The organism is Acidovorax sp. SDU_ACID1 (genome assembly GCF_045291395.1).
Taxonomy (GTDB): Bacteria; Pseudomonadota; Gammaproteobacteria; order Burkholderiales; family Burkholderiaceae_C; genus MR-S7.
Window position 1 is genome coordinate 2,136,945 of the sequence record NZ_CP152342.1, and the last position, 22,447, is coordinate 2,159,391.

The window sequence follows — 22,447 nt, forward strand, 5'->3', positions numbered from 1 at the left end:
TCCCCCGCCCGCCTGTAAGCGGCCCCCGTGGCCGCCCAGGCCGCGCAAGAATTCCGCCCTCCCCGAACCATGCCAGTCCATGCGGCTGGCATTTTCATTGGCCCCTCCTCCATGTCCCTGCCTCCCAACAAGCAACGCAGCCGCCGCCTCCGCAAGAAAATGCGCGTGGGCGAATTCCAGGAACTCGGCTTCGAGTACGAGCTGAAGGTGAAGCAGGCCCTGGCCGCGGAGCAGGAAGAGGTGCTGATGGACCGTTTCGTGCGCGAACTGCTCGTGCCCCGCAACCTGGCCGCCGCCGGCTGGGTGCGCGACGGCTTCGTGACGGCCTACGGGCGCGGCTGCGCCACCGAGGACGACCGCCAGGCCACCCAGGCCTGGCTCGCGGCGCAGCCCGAAGTGGCCGAAGCCACGGTGAGCGCGCTCAAGGATGCGTGGTACGTGGAGGGCTAAGCAAGCCTTTTCGGCCTCCAGCGCCTGCCAGCCAAGCGCAGGCAGCTCCCCTTTTGGAAGCAAAAAAGCCGCCAGTCCTCCGCAGGGCTGGCGGCTTTCGTCCAGGTGCGGGGCCACAATGCAGCACATGACCACGCCGCTCCCCTGGCTGGGTCCGCAAGACCCGTTTCCCCCGCCCGCCCGCAGCTGGGGCCCCGACTCGCCCGCGCCGGGCCTGCTCGCGGCCGGCGGCTCGCTCGACGTGGACCGGCTGCGCTCGGCCTATGCGCACGGCATCTTCCCATGGTTCAGCAGCGGCCAGCCCATCCTCTGGTGGAGCCCGGACCCGCGCATGGTGCTGCACGAGCAGGAATTCCGGCTGCACCGCTCGCTGCGCAAGACCCTGCAGCGCTTCCGCACCACTGCGGGCTGCGAAGTACGCATCGACAGCGACTTCGCCGCCGTGATCCGCGCCTGCGCGCAGACGCCGCGCGCGGGCCAGTCGGGCACTTGGATCGTGCCGCCCATGGTGGCCGCCTACGAGGCGCTGCACGCCGCCGGCCACGCGCACAGCGTGGAGACCTGGGTGGACGGCCGGCTGGTGGGCGGGCTCTACTGCATCGCCATCGGCCGGGCGGTGTTCGGCGAATCCATGTTCGCCCACGCCACCGACGCCTCCAAGATCGCGCTGGCCGCCCTGGTGGGCCTGTGCCGCCACCAGGGGGTGGCGCTGATCGACTGCCAGCAGAACACGCCGCACCTGGCATCGCTGGGCGCGCGCGAGGTGGCGCGTGCCGGCTTCCTGCGCCACGTGCAGGAGGCCAGGGAGCAGCCGCCCTGCGACTGGCGCTTCCAGTCCGTATACTGGGACGCGCTTCTTGACGCGAACCCTCCGGCGTGACCCAGCTCAACGACCTTCCGCTGCAGAGCCTGCAGTTCTATGCCACCGCCCCCTACCCCTGCAGCTACCTGCCGGGGCGACAGGCGCGCTCGCAGGTCGCCACGCCCAGCCACCTGATCCAGAACGCGGTCTATTCCGGCCTGGTGGCGCAGGGCTTCCGGCGCAGCGGCATGTTCACCTACCGCCCCTACTGCGACGGCTGCCAGGCCTGCACGCCCCTGCGCGTGGTGGTAGAGGGCTTTCGCCCCGACCGCAGCCAGCGCCGCGCCTTCAAGCGCCACGGCAGCCTGCAGGCGCGCGTGCTGCGCCTGTGCTACCTGCCCGAGCACTACCAGCTCTACCTGCGCTACCAGACCCTGCGCCATGCGGGCGGCGGCATGGACCACGACAGCATCGACCAGTACACGCAGTTCCTGCTGCAAAGCCGCGTCAACTCGCGCCTGGTCGAGTTCCGCGAGACGGACGCCGACGGCCAGCCGGGGGCGCTGAAGATGGTCTCCATCCTCGACGTGCTGGAAGACGGCCTTTCCGCCGTCTACACCTTCTACGAGCCCGAGGAAAGCGCCAGCTACGGCACCTACAACGTGCTCTGGCAGGTGCAGCAGGCCCGCGCGCTGGGCCTGCCCTACGTCTACCTGGGCTACTGGATTGCGCAGAGCCCGAAGATGAACTACAAGTCGCGCTTCATGCCGCACGAGCTGCGCATCGACGGCCAGTGGCAGCGGCCCGCGGCCGCCTAGCGTTTCATGGCCAAATCGGCATCCAGCGCTTGACAGGCAAGCGCCGGATGCTCACCTTTCAGGAGCACTCAGCGGATGCGGCGCGTACCGTCCACGCTCCAGGCGCCGGCGCCGAAGGCCGCGAAGGCCAGCAGCCCGCCGGTGATGGCGAGGTTCTTGAAGAACATCAGCTGCTGGGTCGCCTGCTGGGCTTCCGGCAGGCTCCAGTAGGCGTGGAAGACGAAGCTGGCCGCCAGCGTGAACACCGCCAGCGCCAGCGCCGCCCAGCGCGTGCCCCAGCCAATGAGCAGCGCCAGCCCGCCCAGCAGCTCGATCGCCAGGCCGACGGCCACGCCCACCGAGGGCAGCGGCATGCCCATGGACGCGGCGTAGCCCACGGTGCCGGAGAAGCCGGCGATCTTGCCGTAGCCCGCGGGCACGAAAAGCAGCGCCAGGAGAATGCGGCCCGCCAGGGCCAGAGGGTTTTGCAGGGCAGTGAACATGGTGAAGCTCCTTGGAAAGGGAAAAACTGGCTGGCCGCCGGATGTGTCTCAAGCGGCCAGATCGAACACCAGCACCTCGGCGTCGTGCCCGCCGTCGAGCGCTACGCCGTCCTCATTGTCCAGCAACGCCGCGTCGCCGCCCTGAAGGGGCTGGCCGTTGACCCGCAGCGCGCCGCGCACCAGGTGCACATAGGCCTTGCGGCCCGGCGCCACGGCCAGGCGGGTGCTCTCGCCGCCGTCGAAGAGGCCGGCGTAGAGCGAGGCATCGGCGTGGAGGGAGACCGAGCCCTCGGCCCCGTCGGGCGAGGCCACGAGGCGCAGCCGGCCGCGCTTGTCGGCATCGGTGAAGCGCTTCTGCTCGTAGCTCGGGGCGATGCCGCGCACGTTGGGCTCGATCCAGATCTGCAGGAAGTGCGTGACCTGCCCCTGCGCATGGTTGAACTCGCTGTGCATCACGCCCGAGCCCGCGCTCATGCGCTGCACGTCGCCGGGCGGAATGCCCTTCACGTTGCCCATGCTGTCCTGGTGGGCCAGCTCGCCCGACAGCACGTAGCTGATGATCTCCATGTCCCGGTGGCCATGGGTGCCGAAGCCCGTGCCCGGGGCGATGCGGTCCTCGTTGATGACGCGCAGGTTGCCCCAGCCCATGTGGCGCGGGTCGTGATAGCCCGCGAACGAGAAGCTGTGGTGCGACTGGAGCCAGCCATGGTCGGCATGGCCCCGGTCCTGCGATTTGCGGATGGTCAGCATGGTGCGCTCTCCTGGGGGTGTTGGGGTATGGCTTCACTGTAGGCGCGCCCGCCCGGTTGCAGGCACAGCCGACTTGAAGGCATCATTCAAATGGTTTGAATCGAAACACCCTCCACCATGCAAAACGCCCGCGATGCACTGACCCCGGACAACCTCTCCATGCTGCAGGCCATCGCCGACACGGGCAGCTTCGCCGCTGCGGCGCGGCAGCTCGGCCTGGTGCCCAGCGCGCTCACCTACCGCGTGCGCCAGATCGAGGACGCGCTGGACGTGCTGCTGTTCGACCGCAGCGCACGCCAGGCGCGTCCCACCGCGGCGGGCACCGAGCTGCTGCGCGAGGGCGCGCGCCTGCTGGAGGACGCAGACGCCATCGCCAACCGCGTGCGCCGCGTGGCCACGGGCTGGGAGCCGCAGCTCACCCTGTCGGTCGACGGCGTGATCTCCCCCACCACCATGCTGGAGCTGGTGGAGGCGTTCTATGCGCTCGATCCGCCCACGCAGCTCAAGTGGCGCGACGGCATCCTGAGCGGCACGCTGGAGGCGCTGACCTCGGGCCATGCCGACCTGGCCATCGGCGTGGCCGTCGGCACGCCCACCGTGGCCGGCCTGCAGAGCGCGCCGCTGGGCGGCGTGCGCTTCGTCTTCGCCGTGGCGCCGCACCATCCGCTGGCCCGGCTGCCCGAGCCCCTCACCGACGCCGTGCTGCGCGCCCACCGCCAGATCGCCGTGGCCGACTCCGCGCGGCGCAGCAGCGTGACCATGGGCATCCTGGCGGGGCAGGACGTCTTCACCGTGGACACGCTGCGCGCCAAGATCCAGGCCCAGCTGCGCGGCCTGGGCGGGGGCTTCCTGCCCGAGCCCATGATCCGGCCCTACGTCGAGGCCGGGCACCTGGTGGTGCGCGCGGTGGCCCGTCCCGCGCGCGAAGTGCCGGTGAGCTACGCCTGGGGCGGCGCCAGCCAGGCCGCGCCGGGGCGCGCGCTGCAGTGGTGGCTGGAGCAGTTGCAAAGCACCGCCACGCGCCGCGCCCTTCTGGAAAACCACCACGGCGTTTGACCCGCCCGGGGCGACGGCGGGCCGGCGCGCGTGTAGAGTGTGGCGCACCCTTCTTCGCACCTCCTTCCCATGACACGTCCCCTTTCCCGCTCCAGCCAGCCCGCACGCCGTTTCGCCGTGGTCGGCGCCGGCATGGCCGGCGTGGCCTGCGCGCGCACGCTCGCGCAGGCCGGCCATGCCGTCACCGTGTTCGAGCAGGCCCTGCGGCCCGGCGGCCGCACCACGGCGCAGGAATCGCCCTGCGGCAGCTTCGACGCGGGCGCACAGTACTTCACCGTGCGCGATGCGCGCTTCCAGCGCGCGCTGGACACCGTGCCCGGCCTGTGCCGCCCCTGGAGCGCCACTACCGTGCGCGTGCTCGACGCCGCAGGGCGCGTGGCCGCCGCTGCCCCGCCGCCCGGCGAGCCGCACTGGGTCGCCACGCCCGCCATGGACGCGCTGGTGCGCACCTGGGCCGAGCCGCTGGCGCAGGCAGGCCAATTGCTGGCGCGCACGGCCGTCACGCGCATCGAGCGCGACAGCCTGCGCCCCGGCGGCTGGCAGGTGCGCACCGAAACGCTGGAGGGCGCCACGCAGGTGCATGCCGGCTTCGACGCCGTGCTGCTCGCGCTGCCCGCGCCGCAGGCCCAGGCGCTGCTGGAGCAGTCGGCCCTCGCCGCGCCCTGGGGCCCGGCGCTGGCCGGCGTGGACATCGCCCCCTGCTGGACGCTGATGCTCGGCTTCGCCCAGGCCGTGCGGCCGGGCCTGACCACCCTGGGCCCGCAGTGGAACGCCGCGCGCAGCACCCACCACCGCATCGCCTGGCTGGCGCGCGAGTCCAGCAAGCCCGGCCGCTCGCAGGTCGAGCGCTGGACCGTGCAGGCCAGCCCCGCCTGGTCGCGCGAGCACCTGCAGGACGACGCAGCCCGCGTGCAGGCCAAGCTGCTCAAGGCCTTCTCCGAGGTGACCGGCATCCGCGCGGTGCCCACGCACAGCGAAGTGCGCCGCTGGTCCTACGCCCAGACCCAGTCGCCCCTGGGCCGCCCCTTCCTGTGGGATGCGGCCACGGGCCTGGGCGCCTGCGGCGACTGGTGCCTGGGCCACCGCCTGGAGGACGCCTTCGTCTCCGGACTGGAGCTGGCGCTGGCCGCTGCATGAGCTACGTGGGCCGTTTCGCGCCCTCGCCCACGGGACCCTTGCATGCCGGCTCGCTGGTCGCCGCGCTGGCCAGCTGGCTGGACGCGCGCGCGGCCGGCGGGCGCTGGCTCGTGCGCATCGAGGACGTGGACCTGCCGCGCTGCATGGACGGCGCGGCCGGACGCATCCTGGCCCAGCTCGCGGCCTGCGGCCTGGTGCCGGACGCGCCGCCGCTCTACCAGTCCGCGCGCGGCGCGCGCTACCAGCAGGCGCTGGACAAGCTCGTGGCCTGCCGCCTGGCCTACCCCTGCGCCTGCACGCGGCGCGACATCGCGCAGGCGCTGGCCGCCCAGGGCCACGCGCGCCAGCGCCATGAGGAACTGCCCTACCCCGGCACCTGCTGTCCCGAATCCGGAAAAGGCCTGGGCGGGCGGGCGCCGCGCGCCTGGCGCTTCCATACCACGCAGTACCAGTCAAAACAGCCTCCAGCGCCTGACAGTCAAGCGCAAGCAGCTCCTTTTTCGATAGCGAACGATGGCGTCCGCTGGACCGACAGGCGCCTGGGCCCGCAGCAGCAGGACGTGGCGCGCCACACCGGCGACTTCGTCCTGCGCCGCGCCGACGGCCTGTGGGCCTACCAACTCGCCGTGGTGGTGGACGATGCCGACCAGGGCATCACCGACGTGGTGCGCGGCGAGGACCTGGCCGACAACACGCCGCGCCAGATCCTGCTGCAGTCGGCCCTGGGCCTGCCCACGCCGCGCTACCTGCACACGCCGCTGGTGCGCGCCGCGGACGGCGAGAAGCTCTCCAAGCAGCACGGCGCCCCGCCCTTCGACGCCAGCCGGCCGCTGCAGGCGCTGGCGGCCGCGGCGCAGGTGCTGGGCCTGCCCGCTCCGGCAGCGGGCGCCGCCGCCACCGTGGGAGATGCGCTCGCGCACTGGTCCAAGGCATGGGCTCGAATCTACAATCGCGCACCGTGATCGCAACACTCCCTCCCGAAGCCGCACAGGCCCCCATTTCCGCCCCCGGCGAAGCGCCGGCAGACGTCGCCCACCCCAAGGGCATCAAGAGCTATGTGCGCCGCGCCGGCCGCACCACCAGCGGCCAGGCCAAGGCGCTGGAGGAGCTGGGCCCGCGCTTCGTGCTCGACTACGCGCCCGCCCGGCTGGACGCCACCGCAGCGTTCGGCCGCAGCGCGCCGCTGGTGCTGGAGATCGGCTTCGGCATGGGCGAGGCCACGGCCCACATCGCGCGCGCACGCCCTGGCGACAACTTCCTGTGCTGCGAGGTGCACGAGCCCGGCGTGGGCGCGCTGCTCAAGCGCATCGGCGAGCACGGCATCGAGAACATCCGCATCCTGCAGCACGACGCCGTGGAAGTGCTGGACCACATGCTGGCGCCGGCCTCGCTCGCCGGCGTGCACATCTTCTTTCCCGACCCCTGGCACAAAAAGCGCCACAACAAGCGCCGCCTGGTCCAGCCGCCGCTGGTGACCAAGCTGGCCGAGCGGCTCCAGCCTGGCGGCTACATCCACTGCGCCACCGACTGGCAGCCCTACGCCGAGCAGATGCTCGAGGTGCTGTCGGCCGAGCCGCTGCTCGCCAACACGGCCGACGGCTATGCGCCGCAGCCCGAGTACCGTCCCCTGACCAAGTTCGAGAACCGCGGCATGCGGCTCGGCCACGGCGTGTGGGACCTGGTGTTCGCGCGGCGCTAGCCCTACTGCCACGCACCTCCTGAAAGCCCCGCCGATGAAACCCATACTGCAGAACCTGGTCGAGATGACCGGCCACCGGGACCATCTGCGGCTGGAGGTGTCGGTGCTGTCCACGCTGCTCAAGCTGGGGCACATCGTGCAGGTGCGGGCGCTGGAGTTCTTCGTGCAGGACCAGGTCACCATGCTGCGCCCGCGCAGCTGGAGCCAGGACGGGCAGATCGTCTCCAGCGCGCACGATGCCTGCTCCGATCCCCAGGGCGTGCCGCTCACGCAGCTGCCGGAGCTGGCGCAGTGCATCGAAAGCCGCCAGGCCAGCGCCCAGCATTCCGCCACCGGGCGCCACACCCTGTGGCTGCCCGTGTGGCTGGCCGACCGCGCCCACGCCTGCCTGGAGATCACGCAGTCGCGCGCCCTCACACGGCACCAGCGCGACGTGGTCATGGGGGTGTTCCTCGTCTACCAGAACTACCAGAGCCTGCTGGACTACAGCGAGCGCGACGCGCTCACGGGCCTGTTCAACCGCAAGACGTTCGAGGAGCAGTTCGCGCGCCAGGCCGGCGCCCGGCCGGACGCCGCGCAGGGCGACGACCCGCCCCGCCAGTGGCTGGCCGTGATCGACATCGACCACTTCAAGGCTGTCAACGACCGCTTCGGGCACCTGTACGGCGACGAGGTACTGATCCTCGTGGCCAACCGGCTGCGCTCGCTGTTCCGCAGCCAGGACCGCATCTTCCGCTTCGGCGGCGAGGAGTTCGTGGTGCTGCTGCGCTCGGTCACGCTCGGGCAGGCACGCCAGGCGCTGGAGCGGCTGCGCGCCGCCATCCAGGAGCACACCTTTCCGCAGGTGGGCCACATCACGATCAGCATCGGCTTCGCGGCCACGCAGGCGGGCTCGCCCGTGGAGATCCTGGGCCGGGCCGACCAGGCTCTCTACCACGCCAAGGAAAACGGCCGCAACCGCGTCTGCTTCTACGACGACCTGCTGCACAGCGGCGCGCTGCAGGCCAAGGTCGCCCACGACGAGGTGGAGCTCTTCTAGAAAAAAGAACACCCGCCGTCAGGCGGGTGTTTCGCATGGGATGCGGCCGCGGGTTACGCGCGCTCGCCCACCCAGCCCGCCACCGAGGCCAGCGCCTGCGGCAGCGCCGCGGCGTTGGTGCCACCGGCCATGGCCATGTCGGGCTTGCCGCCGCCCTTGCCTCCCACCTGGCCGGCGACGAAGTTCACCAGCTCGCCCGCCTTGACGCGGCCCGTGCTGTCAGCCGTCACGCCGGCGGCCAGCTGCACCTTGTCGCCATCGACGGCGGCCAGCACGATGGCGGCGGTCTTGAGCTTGTCCTTGAGCTTGTCCATGGTGTCGCGCAATGTCTTGGCGTCGGCGCCGTCGAGCTTGGCCGCCAGCACCTTGATGCCCTTGACCTCCACCGCCTGGCCCGCCAGTTCATCGCCCTGGCTGGACGCCAGCTTGCCCTTGAGCGCGGCCAGCTCCTTTTCCAGCGCCTTGATCTGCTCCAGCGCGCCGCCGATGCGGGTGGTCAGTTCGGCCACGGGAGCCTTGAGCACGGCGGCGGCATCGTCCACCGTCGTTTCCAGCGACTGCAGGTAGGCCAGCGCGTTCTCGCCGGTCACCGCCTCGATGCGGCGCACGCCGGCGGCCACGCCGCTTTCGGCCACCACCTTGAACAGGCCGATGTCGCCCGTACGGCGCACGTGGGTGCCGCCGCACAGCTCGCGGCTGGCGCCGATGTCGAGCACGCGCACGGTCTCGCCGTACTTCTCGCCGAACAGCATCATGGCGCCGGTCTTCTGGGCCGATTCGATGTCCATCACCCGCGCCTGCGTGTCCGTGTTGGCCAGCACCTCGGCGTTCACGCGGCGCTCGATCTCGCGGATCTGCGCGCCGGTCACCGGCGCGTTGTGCGCGAAGTCGAAGCGCGTGCGCTCGGCGTTCACCAGGCTGCCCTTCTGCTGCACGTGGTCGCCCAGCACTTCGCGCAGGGCCTTGTGCATGAGGTGGGTGACGGAGTGGTTGCGCATGGTGGCCGCGCGCAGCTGCGTGTCCACCTGCGCCTGCACCGTGTCGCCCACGTTGAGCGTGCCGGCCTCCAGCACGCCGTGGTGGCCGTAAACGTCGGCCTTGATCTTCTGCGTGTCGGCCACCACGAAGCGCGCGGAGCCCACGGCGATCACACCCTGGTCGCCCACCTGGCCGCCGCTCTCGGCATAGAACGGCGTGCGGTCCAGCACCACCACGCCGCTCTGGCCGGCGCGCAGGGCCGCCGCGGCAGTGCCGTCCACATAGAGCGCGACGACCTTGGCGCTTTCGGCCAGATGCTCGTAGCCCGTGAATGCGTTGGCCGCGCCCGTGTATTCCAGCGCGCGGTCCATCTTGAACTTGCCCGCCGCGCGGGCGGTGTTCTTCTGGTGCTCCATGGCGGTGTGGAAGCCCGCTTCATCGACGCCCACGCCGCGCTCGCGGCACACGTCGTTGGTCAGGTCCAGCGGGAAGCCGTAGGTATCGTGCAGCTTGAACGCCACGTCGCCGGGCAGCACCTGCGTGCCGCCCTCCAGCGCCGCGTCGAGGATCTCCATGCCGTGCGCCAGGGTCTCGAAGAAGCGCTCTTCCTCCACGCGCAGCACGTCGGTGATGCGCGCCTCCTGCTCGCGGATCTTGGGATAGGCGTCGCCCATCTGCTGCACCAAGTCCTTAACCAGCTTGTGGAAGAACGGCGTCTTGCGGCCCAGCTTGTAGCCGTGACGGATGGCGCGGCGCACGATGCGGCGCTGCACGTAGCCCCGGCCCTCGTTGCTGGGGATCACGCCGTCGGCCACCAGGAAGGCGGTGGCGCGGATGTGGTCGGCGATGACCTTGAGCGAGGGGTTGGCCAGGTCGCTCGTGCCGGTCTCGCGCGGCGGCCTTGATGAGCGCGTCGAACAGGTCGATCTCGTAGTTGCTGTGCACGTGCTGCAGGATGGCGGCCAGGCGCTCCAGGCCCATGCCGGTGTCCACGCAGGGAGCGGGCAGCGGGGAGACGGAGCCGTCCTCCTTCATGTCGAACTGCATGAACACGTTGTTCCAGATCTCGATGAAGCGGTCGCCGTCCTCGTCGGGGCTGCCCGGGGGGCCGCCGGGGATCCCGGGGCCGTGGTCGTAGAAGATCTCCGAGCACGGGCCGCAGGGGCCGGTGTCGGCCATCATCCAGAAGTTGTCGCTCTTGTAGCGCCCACCCTTGTTGTCGCCGATGCGGATCACGCGCTCGGGCGGCAGGCCGATTTCCTTGGTCCAGATGTCGTAGGCCTCGTCGTCCTCCGCGTAGACGGTGGCCAGCAGGCGCTCGGGCGGCAGCTTGTAGACCTCGGTGAGCAGTTCCCACGCCCACTTGAGCGACTCGCGCTTGAAGTAGTCGCCGAACGACCAGTTGCCCAGCATCTCGAAGAAGGTATGGTGGCGCGCGGTGTAGCCCACGTTCTCCAGGTCGTTGTGCTTGCCGCCGGCGCGCAGGCAGGTCTGCACCGAGGTGGCGCGGTTGTAGGGGCGCTTGTCGGTGCCCAGGAACACGTCCTTGAACTGCACCATGCCCGAGTTGGTGAACATCAGCGTCGGGTCGTTGGCCGGCACCAGCGGGCTCGAAGGCACCACGGTGTGCCCCTTGGCGGCGAAGAAGTCCAGGAAGGTCTTGCGGATGTCCGCGACGGAAAAGGTGGGAGTGCTCATGGTGTGTAGGGGGTTCGTGGGCGGGCGCGTGCGGCGGTGGCCCGCCCCGTCGTGACCAACCGGACATTATAGATTTTCGCCGGCACCGGCCCTGCGCGCCGGTTACTACGCTTTCGATAGCTGCCCGCGCTTGCTGCACAAGCGCTAGAGGCCGAAAACGCTTCAAACCTTGGGCGCGCGGTTGGCGTAGCTGGCGTTGCCCAGCCCCGTGCCCACGGTGACCACCGCCCAGCGCCGCACGTCCTGCGTGAACGGCAGCTCCGACAGGCCCTGCACCACCGCGTCGTTGTGCAGGCAGACCTGCGTGCGCCCGTCGCCGATCTCGGGCAGCCGCTCGCACAGGTCCTGCGGCAGGTGGAAGCGCGCGCTCTCCCAGTTGCCCGGCAGGTTCTGCGTACCACCGGCCAGCGAGCCGTCCTCGCAGACCAGCCCGGGGCAGGCCACGCCGATGAAGGGCGCCACGCGAACGCCCTTGCGCTCGGCCTGCGCGGCCAGATCGGCCAGCATCTGCGCGATGCCGTCCACCAGTTCGTCGCGCCGGGGGCCGTGTTCGGCATGGCGCCATTTGTCGCGCAGCAGCACCTCGACGCGCGAGAGGTCGGGCGCCTTGTGCAGGTGCGTGAGCACCACGCCGCAGCGCACGTTGGTGCCCCCCAGGTCCACGGCCAGGATGGCGTCGTAGCTCTGCAGCAGCGCCATGGGGGCCAGATGCACCCAGCCGATCAGGCCGCCGTCGTCCGCGTCATGGTGCAACGTGCGCAGTTCCACCGTGGAGCGCTTGCGGCCCACGAGTTCGGCAGCGCGTGCAATGGCGCGCTCGCCCACCACGCTCTGGTGAAAGCCTCCGCCCACGATCACGCGGCGTACGCCGCGCCAGCTCTTGTGCCGCAGGAAGCGCAACACCACGTCGGCCAGCTGCAGCGCGTAATCCTCCTGCGCTGCCGCGATGGCCTGCGCGGCCGGCCCACCCTCCTTGAGCAGCGCGTCCAGCTTGCGCTTGTCCAGCGCATCGGTCGGCCTGGAGCCCAGCGGATCGCGCCCTGCCATGGCAGCGAACAGCGCACGCCACGCATCGAGCATGCCGCGAAAGGCCGCGCTGCTGGCGCTGTCGCCCACGAAACCGCCTTTGCCGTCGCGCAACTCCAGGCTGTAGCCCAGAATGCGCACCGAGGGCAGTTCCAGCTCGCCATGCGGGCCGAGCGTGCGCAGTTCCAGCAGTGCCTGCGCCTCGCGCTCGCTCACGGGGCCGCGCCCCTTCGTTGCATCCCTGGATGGGTTCTTCACCGCCATGCAGCCCTCTCTTGGCGCCCGCCGCGCGGGCAATGCGGCCATGGTGGCGCCATCCGGGCGCGCGGCACGTCAGCCCATATGCCGTGTGCGCCGCGGACAGGCGCGCATCCGGCTTTTGGCGGGCCCGCCGTGCGCTAGAATGCGCGGCTCGTGCGGGTGTAGTTCAATGGTAGAACGGCAGCTTCCCAAGCTTCATACGAGGGTTCGATTCCCTTCACCCGCTCCACTTCCCTCCCCAAATTCCACCAGCGGCCGCAACTGCAAGCGGCTCTCGAAGCGCCGCGCCTGCCCCGTCACCGGATCGGTGAATTCCAGCGCGCGGGCCAGGAGCTGCAGCGGGTTGGAATAGTCGCCCGGCGCCGGGTCGCGCACCTCCGGATAGAACCCATCGCCGCACAGCGGCAGCCCCAGCGCGGCCATGTGCACGCGCAGCTGGTGGCGCTTGCCGGTGACCGGCGCGAGGCGGTAGCGGGCCCAGGCGCCTGCGCGCTCCAGGAGGTCCATGCGGGTGATGGCGTTCGGCACGCCGGGGACCTCGTGCATGCGGAAGAACTGGGCGCTTTCCTCCAGACGGCTCTCATGGATGCGCGGGAACGCGAGGTCTGCCCGCCAGGGTGCGATGGCTTCGTAGACCTTGGCCACGTCACGCTCCCTGAACAGCGCCTGGTAGCGCCCGCGTGTGGACCTTTGCGTGGAAAACAGCACCAGCCCCGCCGTATCGCGGTCGATGCGGTGCACGGGCGAGAGTTCGCGCAGGCCCAGCCTGCGCTTGAGCCGCACGAGCAGCGTGTGCTGCAGGTAGCGGCCGCTGGGCACCACGGGCAGGAAGTGCGGCTTGTCGGCCACCAGGATGTGCTCGTCCTGGAACAGCACGCGCTCCTCGAAGGGAATGGCCGGCTCTTCGGGCAGTTCGCGGTAGTAGTAGTAGCGCACGCCCGCAGCGAAGGGGGTGCCGGCCCGGGCGGGCACGCCGAATTCATCGACCACCTCGCCGGCCGCCATGCGGCGCAGCCAGTCCTCGCGCGGCACTGCCGGCAGGCGCTCCACGAGGAAATCCAGCAGCAGGCCCTGCCCCGCCGAAGGCAGGACGACGCAACTCGGGTTGACCCCGTCGCGCATGGGCAATACGCGGGGATCGTGGCTGTTGTGCATCGGGCCCGCATTGTAGTGACGGCCCCCGCCGCGGGCAGGTCAATCCGCCGGTGGCTGCGGGCTGCTGTCGGATCGGGGCTTGCGCGCGCCGCAGGCGATGTCCGCCAGCCCGCGCACCGCAGCTTCGCGGGTGCGCCAATGGTCGCCGGGCAGGGGGATGTTGTGGCCGTCCACCTGGGCCTGGGCGAAGTAATAGCGCTTGCCATCCCGGCTCAGGCACAGCGTGCCCGAATAGGTCGCACCGTCGGCCATGCCGAAGATGGTTTCCTGGGTCAGAGCGTCTGCTGCGCGCATGGCATGCCACCGGGGTCGGTCCATAAAGAAGTGACGAGAAGTCTGCTGCAACAAATGGTGTGCAGATGTAGGCCGACGGCGCATTTCGACGGACAGGCCCCTGGGGTGACCATGTAGGACAAGCGCGGGAAACGCGGCATGGGTGCGCAAAGGCGGCACCGCGCCACTAGGATGTTCCACACCACCTCAACATCCGTACGCCCATGCCTGCATCCGCCTCGCCGCCCGCCCCCGCTCCAGCGCGCCGCCGCCGCGCATGGCGCTGGGCGGCAGGAACGCTGGGCGCGCTGTTCGCCCTGCTGGTGCTCGGCATCGTGGTGCTCACGTATTGGGACTGGAACCAGGCCAAGCCGTGGGTGGAACGCAAGGTTTCGGAAGCCACGGGGCGCAGCTTCGCCATCGGCGGCGATCTGTCGGCCGAATGGCACTGGCCGCAGCCGCTCGAAAGCGGCTGGCAGCGCTGGGTGCCCGGCGTGACGGTACGGGCCCAGCAACTGTCGATGGGCAACCCCGAGGGCATGGAGGTGGCCGAAGCGCCCGCCAAGGTTTCCGACGGGCTGCCGCTGCTGCCCGCTCCGCCCCGGCCCAGTGCGGACGGCGCACGGCACGCCGATGCGGACGCCAGCGCCCCGCCGCGCGATGCCCGCACCATGGGCACGATCGCCAACGCCAGCGCCACCCTGCGCCTGCTGCCCCTGCTCTCGCGCACCCTCATGCTCGATACCGTGGTGCTGGAGGCGCCCGACATCGTGCTGGCGCGCAAGGACGACGGCGGCAACAACTGGACGTTCCGCCGCCCCGACGTCCCCGCCGAAGACCGCACGCCGTGGCGCCTGCGCGTGGACCAGCTGGTGGTGCGCGAGGGATGGGTCGGCTACGTGGACGGCATCAAGAACCTGGCGCTGCGCGCGCGCATCGACACCCTGGCGCCCGGCGACCCGGAGGCCGCACAGGGCCGCTACGGCGTGCGTGTCGCGCTGCAGGGCCGCTACGGCAAGGCGCCCATCGAGGGCCACGGCGTCGCCGGCCCGGTGTTGACGCTGCGCGAACGCACGGTCAACTACCCGCTGCGCCTGCAGGCCCGCACCGGCAGCGTGCAGGCCCAGGCGGAGGGCGTGCTGGCCAATCCTGCAGCGCTCTCGGGCATGGACCTGCAGGTGATGCTCAAGGGCGCCAGCATGGCCGACCTGTACGAGCTGACCGGCCTGGTGCTTCCCAACACGCCGCCGTTCCAGACCCGCGGCCGCCTCATCGGCAGCCTTGCGCCGGGCAAGGCGGTGTGGGAATACCGCGACTTCGACGGCACCGTGGGCAACAGCGACCTGCACGGCAGCCTGACCTACACCTCCGCGAAGCCCCGGCCCAAGCTGCAGGGGCACATGGTGTCCAAGCAGTTGCGGCTGGCCGACCTGGGGCCGGTGCTGGGCGCGCCCAGCGGCAAGCGGCCCCAGGAAAAGGGCACGGACAAGCGGCCCGGCAAGGTGCTGCCCGACGCGGCCTTCGCCACGGACCGCTGGAACGCGATGGACCTGGACCTGGCCTTCTCGGGCCAGAAGATCATCCGGCCCGAAAGCCTGCCGCTGGAGAACCTCAGCGTGCGTGCCGTGCTGGACGGAGGGCGGCTGCGGCTCACGCCGCTGCGCTTCGGCGTGGCGCACGGGCGCATCGATTCGGAAGTGGAGCTGGACGGACGCGCCAAGCCCCTCAAGGCCACGCTGCAGGGTTCGGTGAACGGCCTGCGGCTGTCCGCCCTCTTCCCCAAGGTGGAGCTGATGGAGAAAAGCCTGGGCCGCCTGGACGGTGGCCTGGCGCTGGCCGGCACCGGCAACTCGGTCGCCAAGCTGCTGGGCAGCAGCTCAGGGCAGGCGCGGGTCTACATCCGCGACGGCACGTTCAGCAAGCAGATGCTTGACCTGGCCGCGCTCAACCTGGGCAGCGTCATGGTGGCCAAGCTGTTCGGGGAGAACAAGGAAGTGCAGCTGCGCTGCGCCGTGGCCGACCTGGCGGTGCAGGACGGCGTGGCGCGCACCCGCAACGTGAAGCTCAACACGGACGAAGCCATCGTCGAGGCCACGGGCCAGATCGACCTGGAGAGCGAGGGGCTGGACCTGCGCATCAAGCCGGAATCGCTGAAATGGAAGTTCTTCTCCCTGCGCACGCCGCTGTACGTGCGCGGCACCTTCGCCGATCCGCAGGTGGGCGTGGAGCCCGGCCCGCTGCTGCTGCGCGCCGGCGCGGCCGTGGCTGCAGCGGTCGTGGCGCCTGCCGCCCTGGCCCTGGTGCCGGTGACCGTGCCTGCAGCGGAAGACGATGCCAACTGCGCCACGCTGCTCGCAGGCAGCCCGCCAGCCGCCCCGGCAGGCCAAGGGAAATCACCTCGAAAATAGGCTCCAGCGCTTACTGGACAAGCGCGAGAAGCTATTAAAAAAGAAGCACCCTTACCCCGGCACACGCACCTGCACCGCCGTGCCGCCGCCCTCGGCCGGCGCGAGCCACAGCGTACCTCCCACGCTGGCCGCCCGGCGGTGCATGCCCGCCAGCCCGTGGCCCGACGGCCCGTGCGGCGCATCCATCGGCAGGCCCCGGCCGTTGTCCGCCACCTCCAGCCGCCATTCGCCCCCCTGCGGCGGGCCCGCGTGGCGCAGGGCGATGCGCAGCAGCGATGCGCCCGAATGCTGCAGCACGTTGCTCACGGCCTCCTGCACGATGCCCGTGAGCGCGCGCGCGGGCGCCCCGGTGGGCACGGCCACGCCGTCGGGCAGCGCAATGTCCCAGGCCAGCGCGATGCCGCGCCGGTCCAGCGCGGGCTGGATGCGGTGCCGCAGCCGTGCCAGGCAGTCGGGCAGCGCGTCGTCGTCCCCGTCCATGGAGTCCACCAGCAGGCGCAAGTCGAGCAGGCACTGCTCCAGCGCCCGCACCAGCGGCTGCGCCGTGGGGTCGCGCGCATCCACCAGCGCCATGGCATTGACGAGCTGCGATCCCACCTGGTCGTGCAGGCCGCGCGCGATGCGCTGGCGCTCCTGCTTCAGCTCCGGGCTGGGGCGCACGCTGCGCCGGGGGCGCCAGCGCAAGGCGCGCGGGAGCTGCCCCACCAGCAGCCCGCCCAGCAACGCGGCGCCGCAGGCATTCACGATCAGCCAGCGCTGCGCCGCGTCGCGCTCCAGGCCGTCGCCGAAGAACAGCAGCAGCAGATCCAGCGCCAGTTGCACCAGCCACAGGGCCACGCAGACCAGCGCGAATGCGGGGGCTGGAGGGCGAGCACGGCGCAGCCTTCAGAACAGGCCGCGCAGCGAGGCGAAGCGCACGGCCTGCGCGCGCGTGCGCACCTGCAGCTTGCGGTAGATGCTCTTGATGTGCGTGTTCACCGTGAGGCCGCTGATGAGCAGCCGGGTGCCGATCTCCGTGCTGGTGTAGCCGCTGGCCACCATGCGCAGCACCTCCTTCTCGCGCTGCGACAGGCGCTCGGTTTCGTGCTCCGCGCGCCGCGGCGCATGCGCCGCCGCCGAGGCGCCATTGCCGTCGAAGCGCTGCAGCAGCCGGCGCGCCAGGTGGGGCGTGATGGAGGCGCCGCCGTTGGCCACCTGCAGCACGGCCTGCGGGTAGTTGCCGAACCACGAGTTCTTGACCAGGTAGCCCGTGGCGCCCAGCTCGAAGGCGTGCAGCACCTGGTCGTCGTTCTCCATGATGGAGATGACGATGGCCTCGGCCGACGGCCGGATGGATTTCATGTAGTCGATCAGCGAGAGCCCCTCGCCGTCGCCCAGGTGGATGTCGGCCAGCATCACGTCGAATTCGTGCTGCTTGATCGCGCGGCGCCCTTCGCGCACGCTGGCGGCCTGCGCGACCAGCAGCGTGCGCGCATCGGCCATGAGTTCCTGCGCGATCACCTGGCGCATGTGCGCGTCGTCGTCCACCAGCAGCACGCGCACGGGCTTGGCCGTCTGCCCCGCCAGGAAATCCGGCCAGATGACCGGCGGGCTCTGGTGCATGGCGAACGGCCCCTGGTCCGGACTGCTTCTCGCCAGCGGTCCCAGGCCGCAAGCGTTGGTTCCCATCGAGCTCAGCATGTGGATCTCCCGGACGGCGCACTTGAAAAAAGCACACAACACACAGTCCTGCAACACCGCGGAGCCCGCCGTCCCTGGCCGCGCGGCAGCAGAAATTACACCCGATGACAAGCGGCTGTGCCATGTGGCCCCGCGGGAGTTACGCAATTCACATCTGGAAAACACCATGAACGCGGGAGGCGGCCGCCCCGCCGCCTTTCAGCCCTGGGCGCACAGCGGCGCCGCGCGCTTCCATTCGCAGTGGGTGGAAGAAAACACATCCCCTTCTCGGAGATGCGAACGTTACAGAAAGACACTACCTTTGCGGCGCGTGGGTCTTGTCCCTCTGTTTCCTCTCTCAAGAGCCGCCGCGCGGCAGCGCACGGGAGCGGCAAAGGACCCGCAACCGGCTACCCCGTTTCGGAGATGTTTGCGGCGCGCGGCATTGCAGACACTGGAACCAGACAAAGGGCAGACCCGCCGGCAACGGCAGACCGCCTCCTTGTCCAGGCCAGCCGCGGCACCGGTTATGTCCCCCGGGACACTGGACGCTCGGCTTTTTCGACACGTTACAGGAGAGACAGTCATGAAAGTTCTTGCATTCTTTGCCTTGAGCGCCGTGGCAACCGCAGCGATGGCAGTCCAGCCCGCCAGCACCATCACGCTGAGCGGCCCGTCCACGCAGAACACCAGTGTCAACGGTGCGACTCTCACGAACACCTCGGGTGCGCGCAACGAGGCGATGCAAAACGTCGCATCGAACGCCGGCCCCGTCCAGGTGTTCGCCGGCGGCTCGTCCAACCAGCAGGCCAACCTGAACGGCGGTACCGTGTCCAACGAAGCCCGGGGCGACGACGCCGTGGCCCGGCAGAACCTGGCCAGCAACAACGGCGCAGTGGAAATCCGCAGCTCATCCAACCAGACCGTGAACACGAACGGCGGCACCCTGAGCAACCTGGCCGACGGCAGCGGCGCCAAGGCCAGCCAGAACATCGCCTCCAACTTCGGGCACGTGGTGGTGGCCGCGGCTTCCAACCAGACCGCCAACTTCAACAGCGGCGGCAGCGCCATCAACAAGGCGCTGGGAAGCAACTCCTACGCCGTGCAGAACATCTCCTCCAACGATGCCTGCGCCGAAGACCCCTGCCCTGGCGGCAACTGCGCTCCCACCAAGCCCGGCAAGCCTGGCGGCAAGTGGTAAGCCCGGAGGCGCCGGGCCCGGCCGGGCTCCGGCGCCATGTCGATCCACAACAGGAGAGTCGCCATGGACAGCCGCATCATGACCCGCCTGCTGCTCGGCGCCTGGGCGCTGGGCATGGGCGCAATGGCACCCGCATGGTCCGCTCCCGGCGAAGACCCGGTGGTCCTGCAGAAGAAGGTGACCGTGCAGATGCAGCCCTGGGGGTCCGAGACCCGGTCGGGCTACATCAACTACAACAACGGCCTGGCCGCGTGGCAGCAGGCGCGCCTCACGCGCTACGTGGCCAAGGCCTTTTCGGGCGACACCACCGGCATCCTGACCGAGAAGGACGTGGTCAACGCCGTGGACACCAAGGGCTCCAAGGTGGTGTGCTCGCAGTCGGTGGGCAGCACCAGCGGCGCGGCGGCCCCCACGGGTGCCGGCGGCAAGCCTACCGAACAGGTGGTGGTGCTGCGCGGAGACCTGGTCAACATCTGCTGGTGAGCCCGTTTTCCCCTGGCTGGCGCCGTGCGGCACCCGGCGCTGGCAACAGGGTCCGATCACGCTGGTGCAGGGAAGAGAGGGCCTTGCCATGAACACCCGCCGTACACCCCGGATGCTGTGGCTGCTGCTGGCGGGCACGCTGCTCGCCGCAGGCTGCACCACCCCCATGGACCCGCGCAAGGACGCGCGCCTGCAGAACGCCGCCTACACCACCAACCGGCCCGTGGTGCGGCCCACGCGCTCGGTGTCGAGCTTTTCCGATTCGCTGATGTGCATGGACCACATGCTGCGCGCCGCGCAGGTGCCCACCACGCTCATCACCAGCAAGCAGGTGATCGACTATTCCAGCCGCGTGCCCGTGGCGGCCAAGGACATGATCGTCACCGCCCTCTCGCAGATGTCGCGCGTGTCCAATGCCTTCCGCTACGTGGACTACGAAGTGGACATCGTGCGCCAGGACACGGTGCAGAACCTCACCACCATCCTGCTCAACAACAACCTCATGCAGTTGCAGCGCCCGGCGCTGTACGTCTCGGGCGCCATCGCCTTCGTGGACCAGAACGTGGTCACCAACCGCTTCGACGCCGGCACCTCCGCCAGCCGCCTGGATACGGGCTACAGCCAGAACCGCACGGCCACCGTCATCGGGCTGGAGATGCACCTGGGCGACTTCCGCACGCGCACGCTCATCCCGGGCCTGGACTCGGCCAACGAGGTGGTGATCGGCAGCGGCAGCCAAGGCCTGGACGTGGCCGGGCGCATCGGCAGCTACGGCGTCAACTTCAACGTGGGGCGCGACTACGCACTGGGCGCGGGCGGCGCCATGCGCACGCTGATCGACCTGGCCACCATCGAGCTGGTGGGCAAGTGGGCGCGCGTGCCCTACTGGCAGTGCCTGACGCTGGACCAGACCCACCCCGACTTCCAGCGCCAGATGCGCGACTGGTACGACGAGAGCGGCGGCGTGGGCCAGGCGCAGTTGGTGCAAAGCTCGCTCATCGCGCAGGGCTACCTGCAGACGGGCGCCGACGTGCTGGCCATGGACTCGCCCGCGCTGCGCACCGCGCTCGCCCAGTTCCAGATCGACAACCTGCTGGTGCCCACCGGCGTGCTCGACTTCAACACCTACGAGCGCGCGATGCGCCACTTCGTCGCGCTCGGCCCCGACGGCGCGCTGCAGCGCGTGGGCTGGGGCCCTTCCGGCCCCACCGGCGCCATGGCCGAGGCCAAGGCGGGCGCCGCGCCCGTGCGCACCTCCAGCCTCTCGCTCACCGCCACCGCGCCTCCGCCGCGCGTGATCGACATGCAGCTCGAAAACACGCTGCCGCCCGGCATGGAGCCCACCTTCGAGGTCGGCGAGCAGATCTTCGTCTCGGCCACGGTATCGCGCACCTCGCACATGTACTGCTACTTCGCCGACGCCGGCGGCAACGTGATGCGGCTCACGCCCAACATGGTCACCCCGCACTCGCTGGTGGCGGCCCACCAGGCCGTGCGCCTGCCCGACTGGCTGGTGCCCAACCCGGCGTTCATCATGGACGCCAGCCGCCCCGGCACCGAGCGCGTCGCCTGCTTCGCCTCGGAGTCCGACGCCATGCCCCGGCTGCCCGCGCCGCTGCAGGGCTCGGCACTGGTCAACATCCAGGGCTACCGCTCCATCGAGGACGTGGCCAACGCCTTCGGCCAGGGGCTGGGCGAAGGCGGCTACGTGCAGTCGGGGCTGCACTGGAAGGTCATCCCCAAGAAGGCCCAGCCCGCCCCGGCCACGGCACCCCAGGCCGCCACGCGCTGACCCGCACGCACGCCGCTGAAGGACGCCGCCATGACGCCCGCCCCCCTTGCCGCCTGCACCGCGATGTGTGCGATCGGCATCGCCCTGCTGGCGCTGCCGGCGCGCGCCCAGGCGCGCGTCGAGCCCGTGCTGCCGCCGCCGATGGAGCCGGCCGTGCAGGCCGCTCCCGCGCCGCCGCAGCCCGCGGGGCAGCCCCAGCCCGCGGCCATCCAGCCGTCCGGCTCCGCCACGGCGCCGCGCATCCAGCCCTCGGGCAGCCCGCAGACCGACCCACTGCGCCTGCCCGAGCCGGACGATGCTGCCGCGCAGGCGCAGCTACAGAAGCTGCGCGCCTCGGCCCTGGCCAGCGCCCGGCGCGGCAGCAGCGCCGAAAAGGCCGCCGCGCGCAGCGCCTGGCTGCTGGGCCTGCTCTACCTGCACGGAGAGCGCGTGCCCCTGGACCGCCTGCAGGCCCAGCGCTGGTTCGAGCGCGCCCAGGCGCTGGGCGAGCCGCGCGCCAGCGCCGGGCTGGCCTGGTGCCAGATCGACGGCTGCCAGGGCCCGCCCAACCCCGCGGCCGCGCGCCCCTGGATCGCCCAGCTGCGCTCCGTGGACGCGGGCCTGGCGCTGCTGCTGGAATGGTGGGTGGAAGAGCGCCTGGCGCCCCTGCACGTGCCCCGCCCGCACGGCGGGCCGCAGGCGGGCGCCGACGCCCATGCCCAGCTGCTGCAGCGCGCCGCCCAGGCGGGCAACGCCGACGCCATCAACGAGCAGGGCCTGGCCCACCTGACCGCCGCGCGCCTGCCCGAGGCCATGGCCCAGTTCCGCGCGGCGGCCGGCCGCTCGCCCGCCGCCGCCTCCAACGCGCGGCTGCTGGCCAGCCGGCTACAGCAGCAGAGCGTGCCCTCCTCCACCGCGCCGCAGGCTGCCGACGAGTGGCTCGCGCAGGCGCGCCGCTACCACCGGGGCGATGGCGTGCCCTCCAACTACACCGAGGCCATCCGCCTCTACCAGATCGCGGCGGCCAGCGGCAGCCGGCCAGCCAAGCGCATGCTGGAGCTGATCTATTCGCGCCCCGCGCCGGGCGGCACGATCGACGTGGCCTGGATGCGGCAGCTCGCCACCATGGAGGTGTCGCCCGAGGGGTCGGTGCTTACGCTGCAGGCGCCGCCCACGCCGCAGCTGTTCGTGCGGGATCCGACGCCGCTGTTCGTGCTGATTCCGCAGGAGTGGCGGGCGGGGCGGGCCGTGGGGCCGCGGTGATTCTTCAATATTGATAGCTGCTCGCGCTTTCTGGACAA

The 22,447-nt window shown here is 70.8% G+C and carries 20 protein-coding genes, 1 tRNA gene and 1 pseudogene; 14 read left to right on the forward strand and 8 right to left on the reverse strand.

The genetic code is table 11. The annotated features are described in order from the left end of the window. The first annotated feature begins 111 nt into the window (after positions 1 to 111). The 3 genes from AAG689_RS10435 (at position 112) to AAG689_RS10445 (ending at position 2,070) form a co-directional block, all read left to right on the forward strand. Positions 112 to 450 (forward strand): YggL family protein, encoded by a 339-nt coding sequence (locus tag AAG689_RS10435; RefSeq protein WP_020226604.1) that lies wholly within the window; start codon positions 112 to 114, stop codon positions 448 to 450. A 127-nt stretch (positions 451 to 577) separates the two neighbouring features. Further along, the gene (gene aat, locus AAG689_RS10440; RefSeq protein WP_406625878.1) at positions 578 to 1,330 is read left to right on the forward strand and encodes a leucyl/phenylalanyl-tRNA--protein transferase; all 753 of its coding nucleotides are present in this window, start codon (positions 578 to 580) and stop codon (positions 1,328 to 1,330) included. Then, the gene (locus AAG689_RS10445; protein WP_406625879.1) at positions 1,327 to 2,070 is read left to right on the forward strand and encodes an arginyltransferase; all 744 of its coding nucleotides are present in this window, start codon (positions 1,327 to 1,329) and stop codon (positions 2,068 to 2,070) included. The genes aat and AAG689_RS10445 overlap by 4 nt, the downstream gene beginning before the upstream one ends. A 68-nt stretch (positions 2,071 to 2,138) precedes the next feature. On the opposite strand, the gene AAG689_RS10450 is transcribed toward AAG689_RS10445, so the two are convergent. Both AAG689_RS10450 and AAG689_RS10455 read right to left on the reverse strand, forming a co-directional pair. Beyond that, positions 2,139 to 2,552 (reverse strand): DoxX family protein, encoded by a 414-nt coding sequence (locus AAG689_RS10450; RefSeq protein ID WP_406625880.1) that lies wholly within the window; start codon positions 2,550 to 2,552, stop codon positions 2,139 to 2,141. Between the two features lie 48 nt (positions 2,553 to 2,600). Then, positions 2,601 to 3,302, reverse strand: coding sequence for a pirin family protein (locus AAG689_RS10455; protein WP_406625881.1), 702 nt, complete (start codon positions 3,300 to 3,302; stop codon positions 2,601 to 2,603). 117 nt (positions 3,303 to 3,419) lie between these two features. Here AAG689_RS10455 and AAG689_RS10460 point away from each other — a divergent pair, with 117 nt between their 5' ends. The 5 genes from AAG689_RS10460 (at position 3,420) to AAG689_RS10480 (ending at position 8,233) form a co-directional block, all read left to right on the forward strand. Next, positions 3,420 to 4,358 (forward strand): LysR family transcriptional regulator, encoded by a 939-nt coding sequence (locus AAG689_RS10460; protein ID WP_020226609.1) that lies wholly within the window; start codon positions 3,420 to 3,422, stop codon positions 4,356 to 4,358. Between the two features lie 69 nt (positions 4,359 to 4,427). Continuing rightward, positions 4,428 to 5,495: an NAD(P)/FAD-dependent oxidoreductase gene (locus AAG689_RS10465; RefSeq protein ID WP_406625882.1), complete on the forward strand. Its 1,068-nt coding sequence runs from the start codon at positions 4,428 to 4,430 to the stop codon at positions 5,493 to 5,495. Continuing rightward, on the forward strand, positions 5,492 to 6,457 hold the full coding sequence (gene gluQRS / locus AAG689_RS10470; protein WP_406625883.1) for a tRNA glutamyl-Q(34) synthetase GluQRS: 966 nt from the start codon (positions 5,492 to 5,494) through the stop codon (positions 6,455 to 6,457). The genes AAG689_RS10465 and gluQRS overlap by 4 nt, the downstream gene beginning before the upstream one ends. Next, positions 6,427 to 7,194 (forward strand): tRNA (guanosine(46)-N7)-methyltransferase TrmB, encoded by a 768-nt coding sequence (gene trmB, locus AAG689_RS10475; protein WP_406625884.1) that lies wholly within the window; start codon positions 6,427 to 6,429, stop codon positions 7,192 to 7,194. The genes gluQRS and trmB overlap by 31 nt, the downstream gene beginning before the upstream one ends. Before the next feature lie 34 nt (positions 7,195 to 7,228). Next, complete coding sequence (locus AAG689_RS10480; RefSeq protein ID WP_406625885.1) at positions 7,229 to 8,233, forward strand: diguanylate cyclase; 1,005 nt, start codon at positions 7,229 to 7,231, stop codon at positions 8,231 to 8,233. Between the two features lie 53 nt (positions 8,234 to 8,286). On the opposite strand, the pseudogene alaS reads toward AAG689_RS10480, so the two are convergent. Continuing rightward, positions 8,287 to 10,909, reverse strand: a pseudogene (alaS, locus tag AAG689_RS10485) (alanine--tRNA ligase). A gap of 162 nt (positions 10,910 to 11,071) precedes the next feature. Further along, positions 11,072 to 12,199: an ROK family protein gene (locus tag AAG689_RS10490; RefSeq protein ID WP_406625886.1), complete on the reverse strand. Its 1,128-nt coding sequence runs from the start codon at positions 12,197 to 12,199 to the stop codon at positions 11,072 to 11,074. A 152-nt stretch (positions 12,200 to 12,351) separates the two neighbouring features. On the opposite strand from AAG689_RS10490, the gene AAG689_RS10495 reads away from it, so the two are divergent. Next, positions 12,352 to 12,425, forward strand: a tRNA-Gly gene (locus AAG689_RS10495). Here the strand turns inward: AAG689_RS10495 and AAG689_RS10500 are convergent. Both AAG689_RS10500 and AAG689_RS10505 read right to left on the reverse strand, forming a co-directional pair. Next, positions 12,392 to 13,351, reverse strand: a complete 960-nt coding sequence (locus AAG689_RS10500) for an RluA family pseudouridine synthase (protein WP_406625887.1) — start codon at positions 13,349 to 13,351, stop codon at positions 12,392 to 12,394. The two genes, AAG689_RS10495 and AAG689_RS10500, sit on opposite strands and share 34 nt — an antisense overlap. Before the next feature lie 39 nt (positions 13,352 to 13,390). After that, positions 13,391 to 13,645, reverse strand: coding sequence for a hypothetical protein (locus AAG689_RS10505; RefSeq protein WP_020226665.1), 255 nt, complete (start codon positions 13,643 to 13,645; stop codon positions 13,391 to 13,393). 203 nt (positions 13,646 to 13,848) lie between these two features. Here AAG689_RS10505 and AAG689_RS10510 point away from each other — a divergent pair, with 203 nt between their 5' ends. Further along, positions 13,849 to 16,032 (forward strand): AsmA family protein, encoded by a 2,184-nt coding sequence (locus AAG689_RS10510; RefSeq protein WP_406625888.1) that lies wholly within the window; start codon positions 13,849 to 13,851, stop codon positions 16,030 to 16,032. A 51-nt stretch (positions 16,033 to 16,083) separates the two neighbouring features. On the opposite strand, the gene AAG689_RS10515 is transcribed toward AAG689_RS10510, so the two are convergent. Then, positions 16,084 to 16,869: a sensor histidine kinase gene (locus AAG689_RS10515; RefSeq protein ID WP_406625889.1), complete on the reverse strand. Its 786-nt coding sequence runs from the start codon at positions 16,867 to 16,869 to the stop codon at positions 16,084 to 16,086. Between the two features lie 48 nt (positions 16,870 to 16,917). Then, on the reverse strand, positions 16,918 to 17,634 hold the full coding sequence (locus AAG689_RS10520) for a LuxR C-terminal-related transcriptional regulator (RefSeq protein WP_406626323.1): 717 nt from the start codon (positions 17,632 to 17,634) through the stop codon (positions 16,918 to 16,920). Between the two features lie 643 nt (positions 17,635 to 18,277). Between AAG689_RS10520 and AAG689_RS10525 the strand changes: the two genes are divergently transcribed. The 4 genes from AAG689_RS10525 to AAG689_RS10540 all read left to right on the forward strand — a co-directional run bounded on the left by AAG689_RS10525 (position 18,278) and on the right by AAG689_RS10540 (position 22,409). Beyond that, positions 18,278 to 18,892, forward strand: a complete 615-nt coding sequence (locus AAG689_RS10525; protein ID WP_406625890.1) for a hypothetical protein — start codon at positions 18,278 to 18,280, stop codon at positions 18,890 to 18,892. A gap of 63 nt (positions 18,893 to 18,955) precedes the next feature. Continuing rightward, positions 18,956 to 19,375 carry a hypothetical protein gene (locus AAG689_RS10530; RefSeq protein ID WP_020230350.1) on the forward strand — a complete coding sequence of 140 codons (420 nt, stop codon included), beginning with the start codon at positions 18,956 to 18,958 and terminating at the stop codon, positions 19,373 to 19,375. A gap of 88 nt (positions 19,376 to 19,463) precedes the next feature. Beyond that, positions 19,464 to 21,167: a DUF4384 domain-containing protein gene (locus AAG689_RS10535; protein ID WP_406625891.1), complete on the forward strand. Its 1,704-nt coding sequence runs from the start codon at positions 19,464 to 19,466 to the stop codon at positions 21,165 to 21,167. Between the two features lie 30 nt (positions 21,168 to 21,197). Continuing rightward, a complete protein-coding gene (locus tag AAG689_RS10540; RefSeq protein ID WP_406625892.1) occupies positions 21,198 to 22,409 on the forward strand; it encodes a tetratricopeptide repeat protein in 1,212 nt (403 codons plus the stop codon). The last annotated feature ends 38 nt before the right edge of the window (positions 22,410 to 22,447 follow it).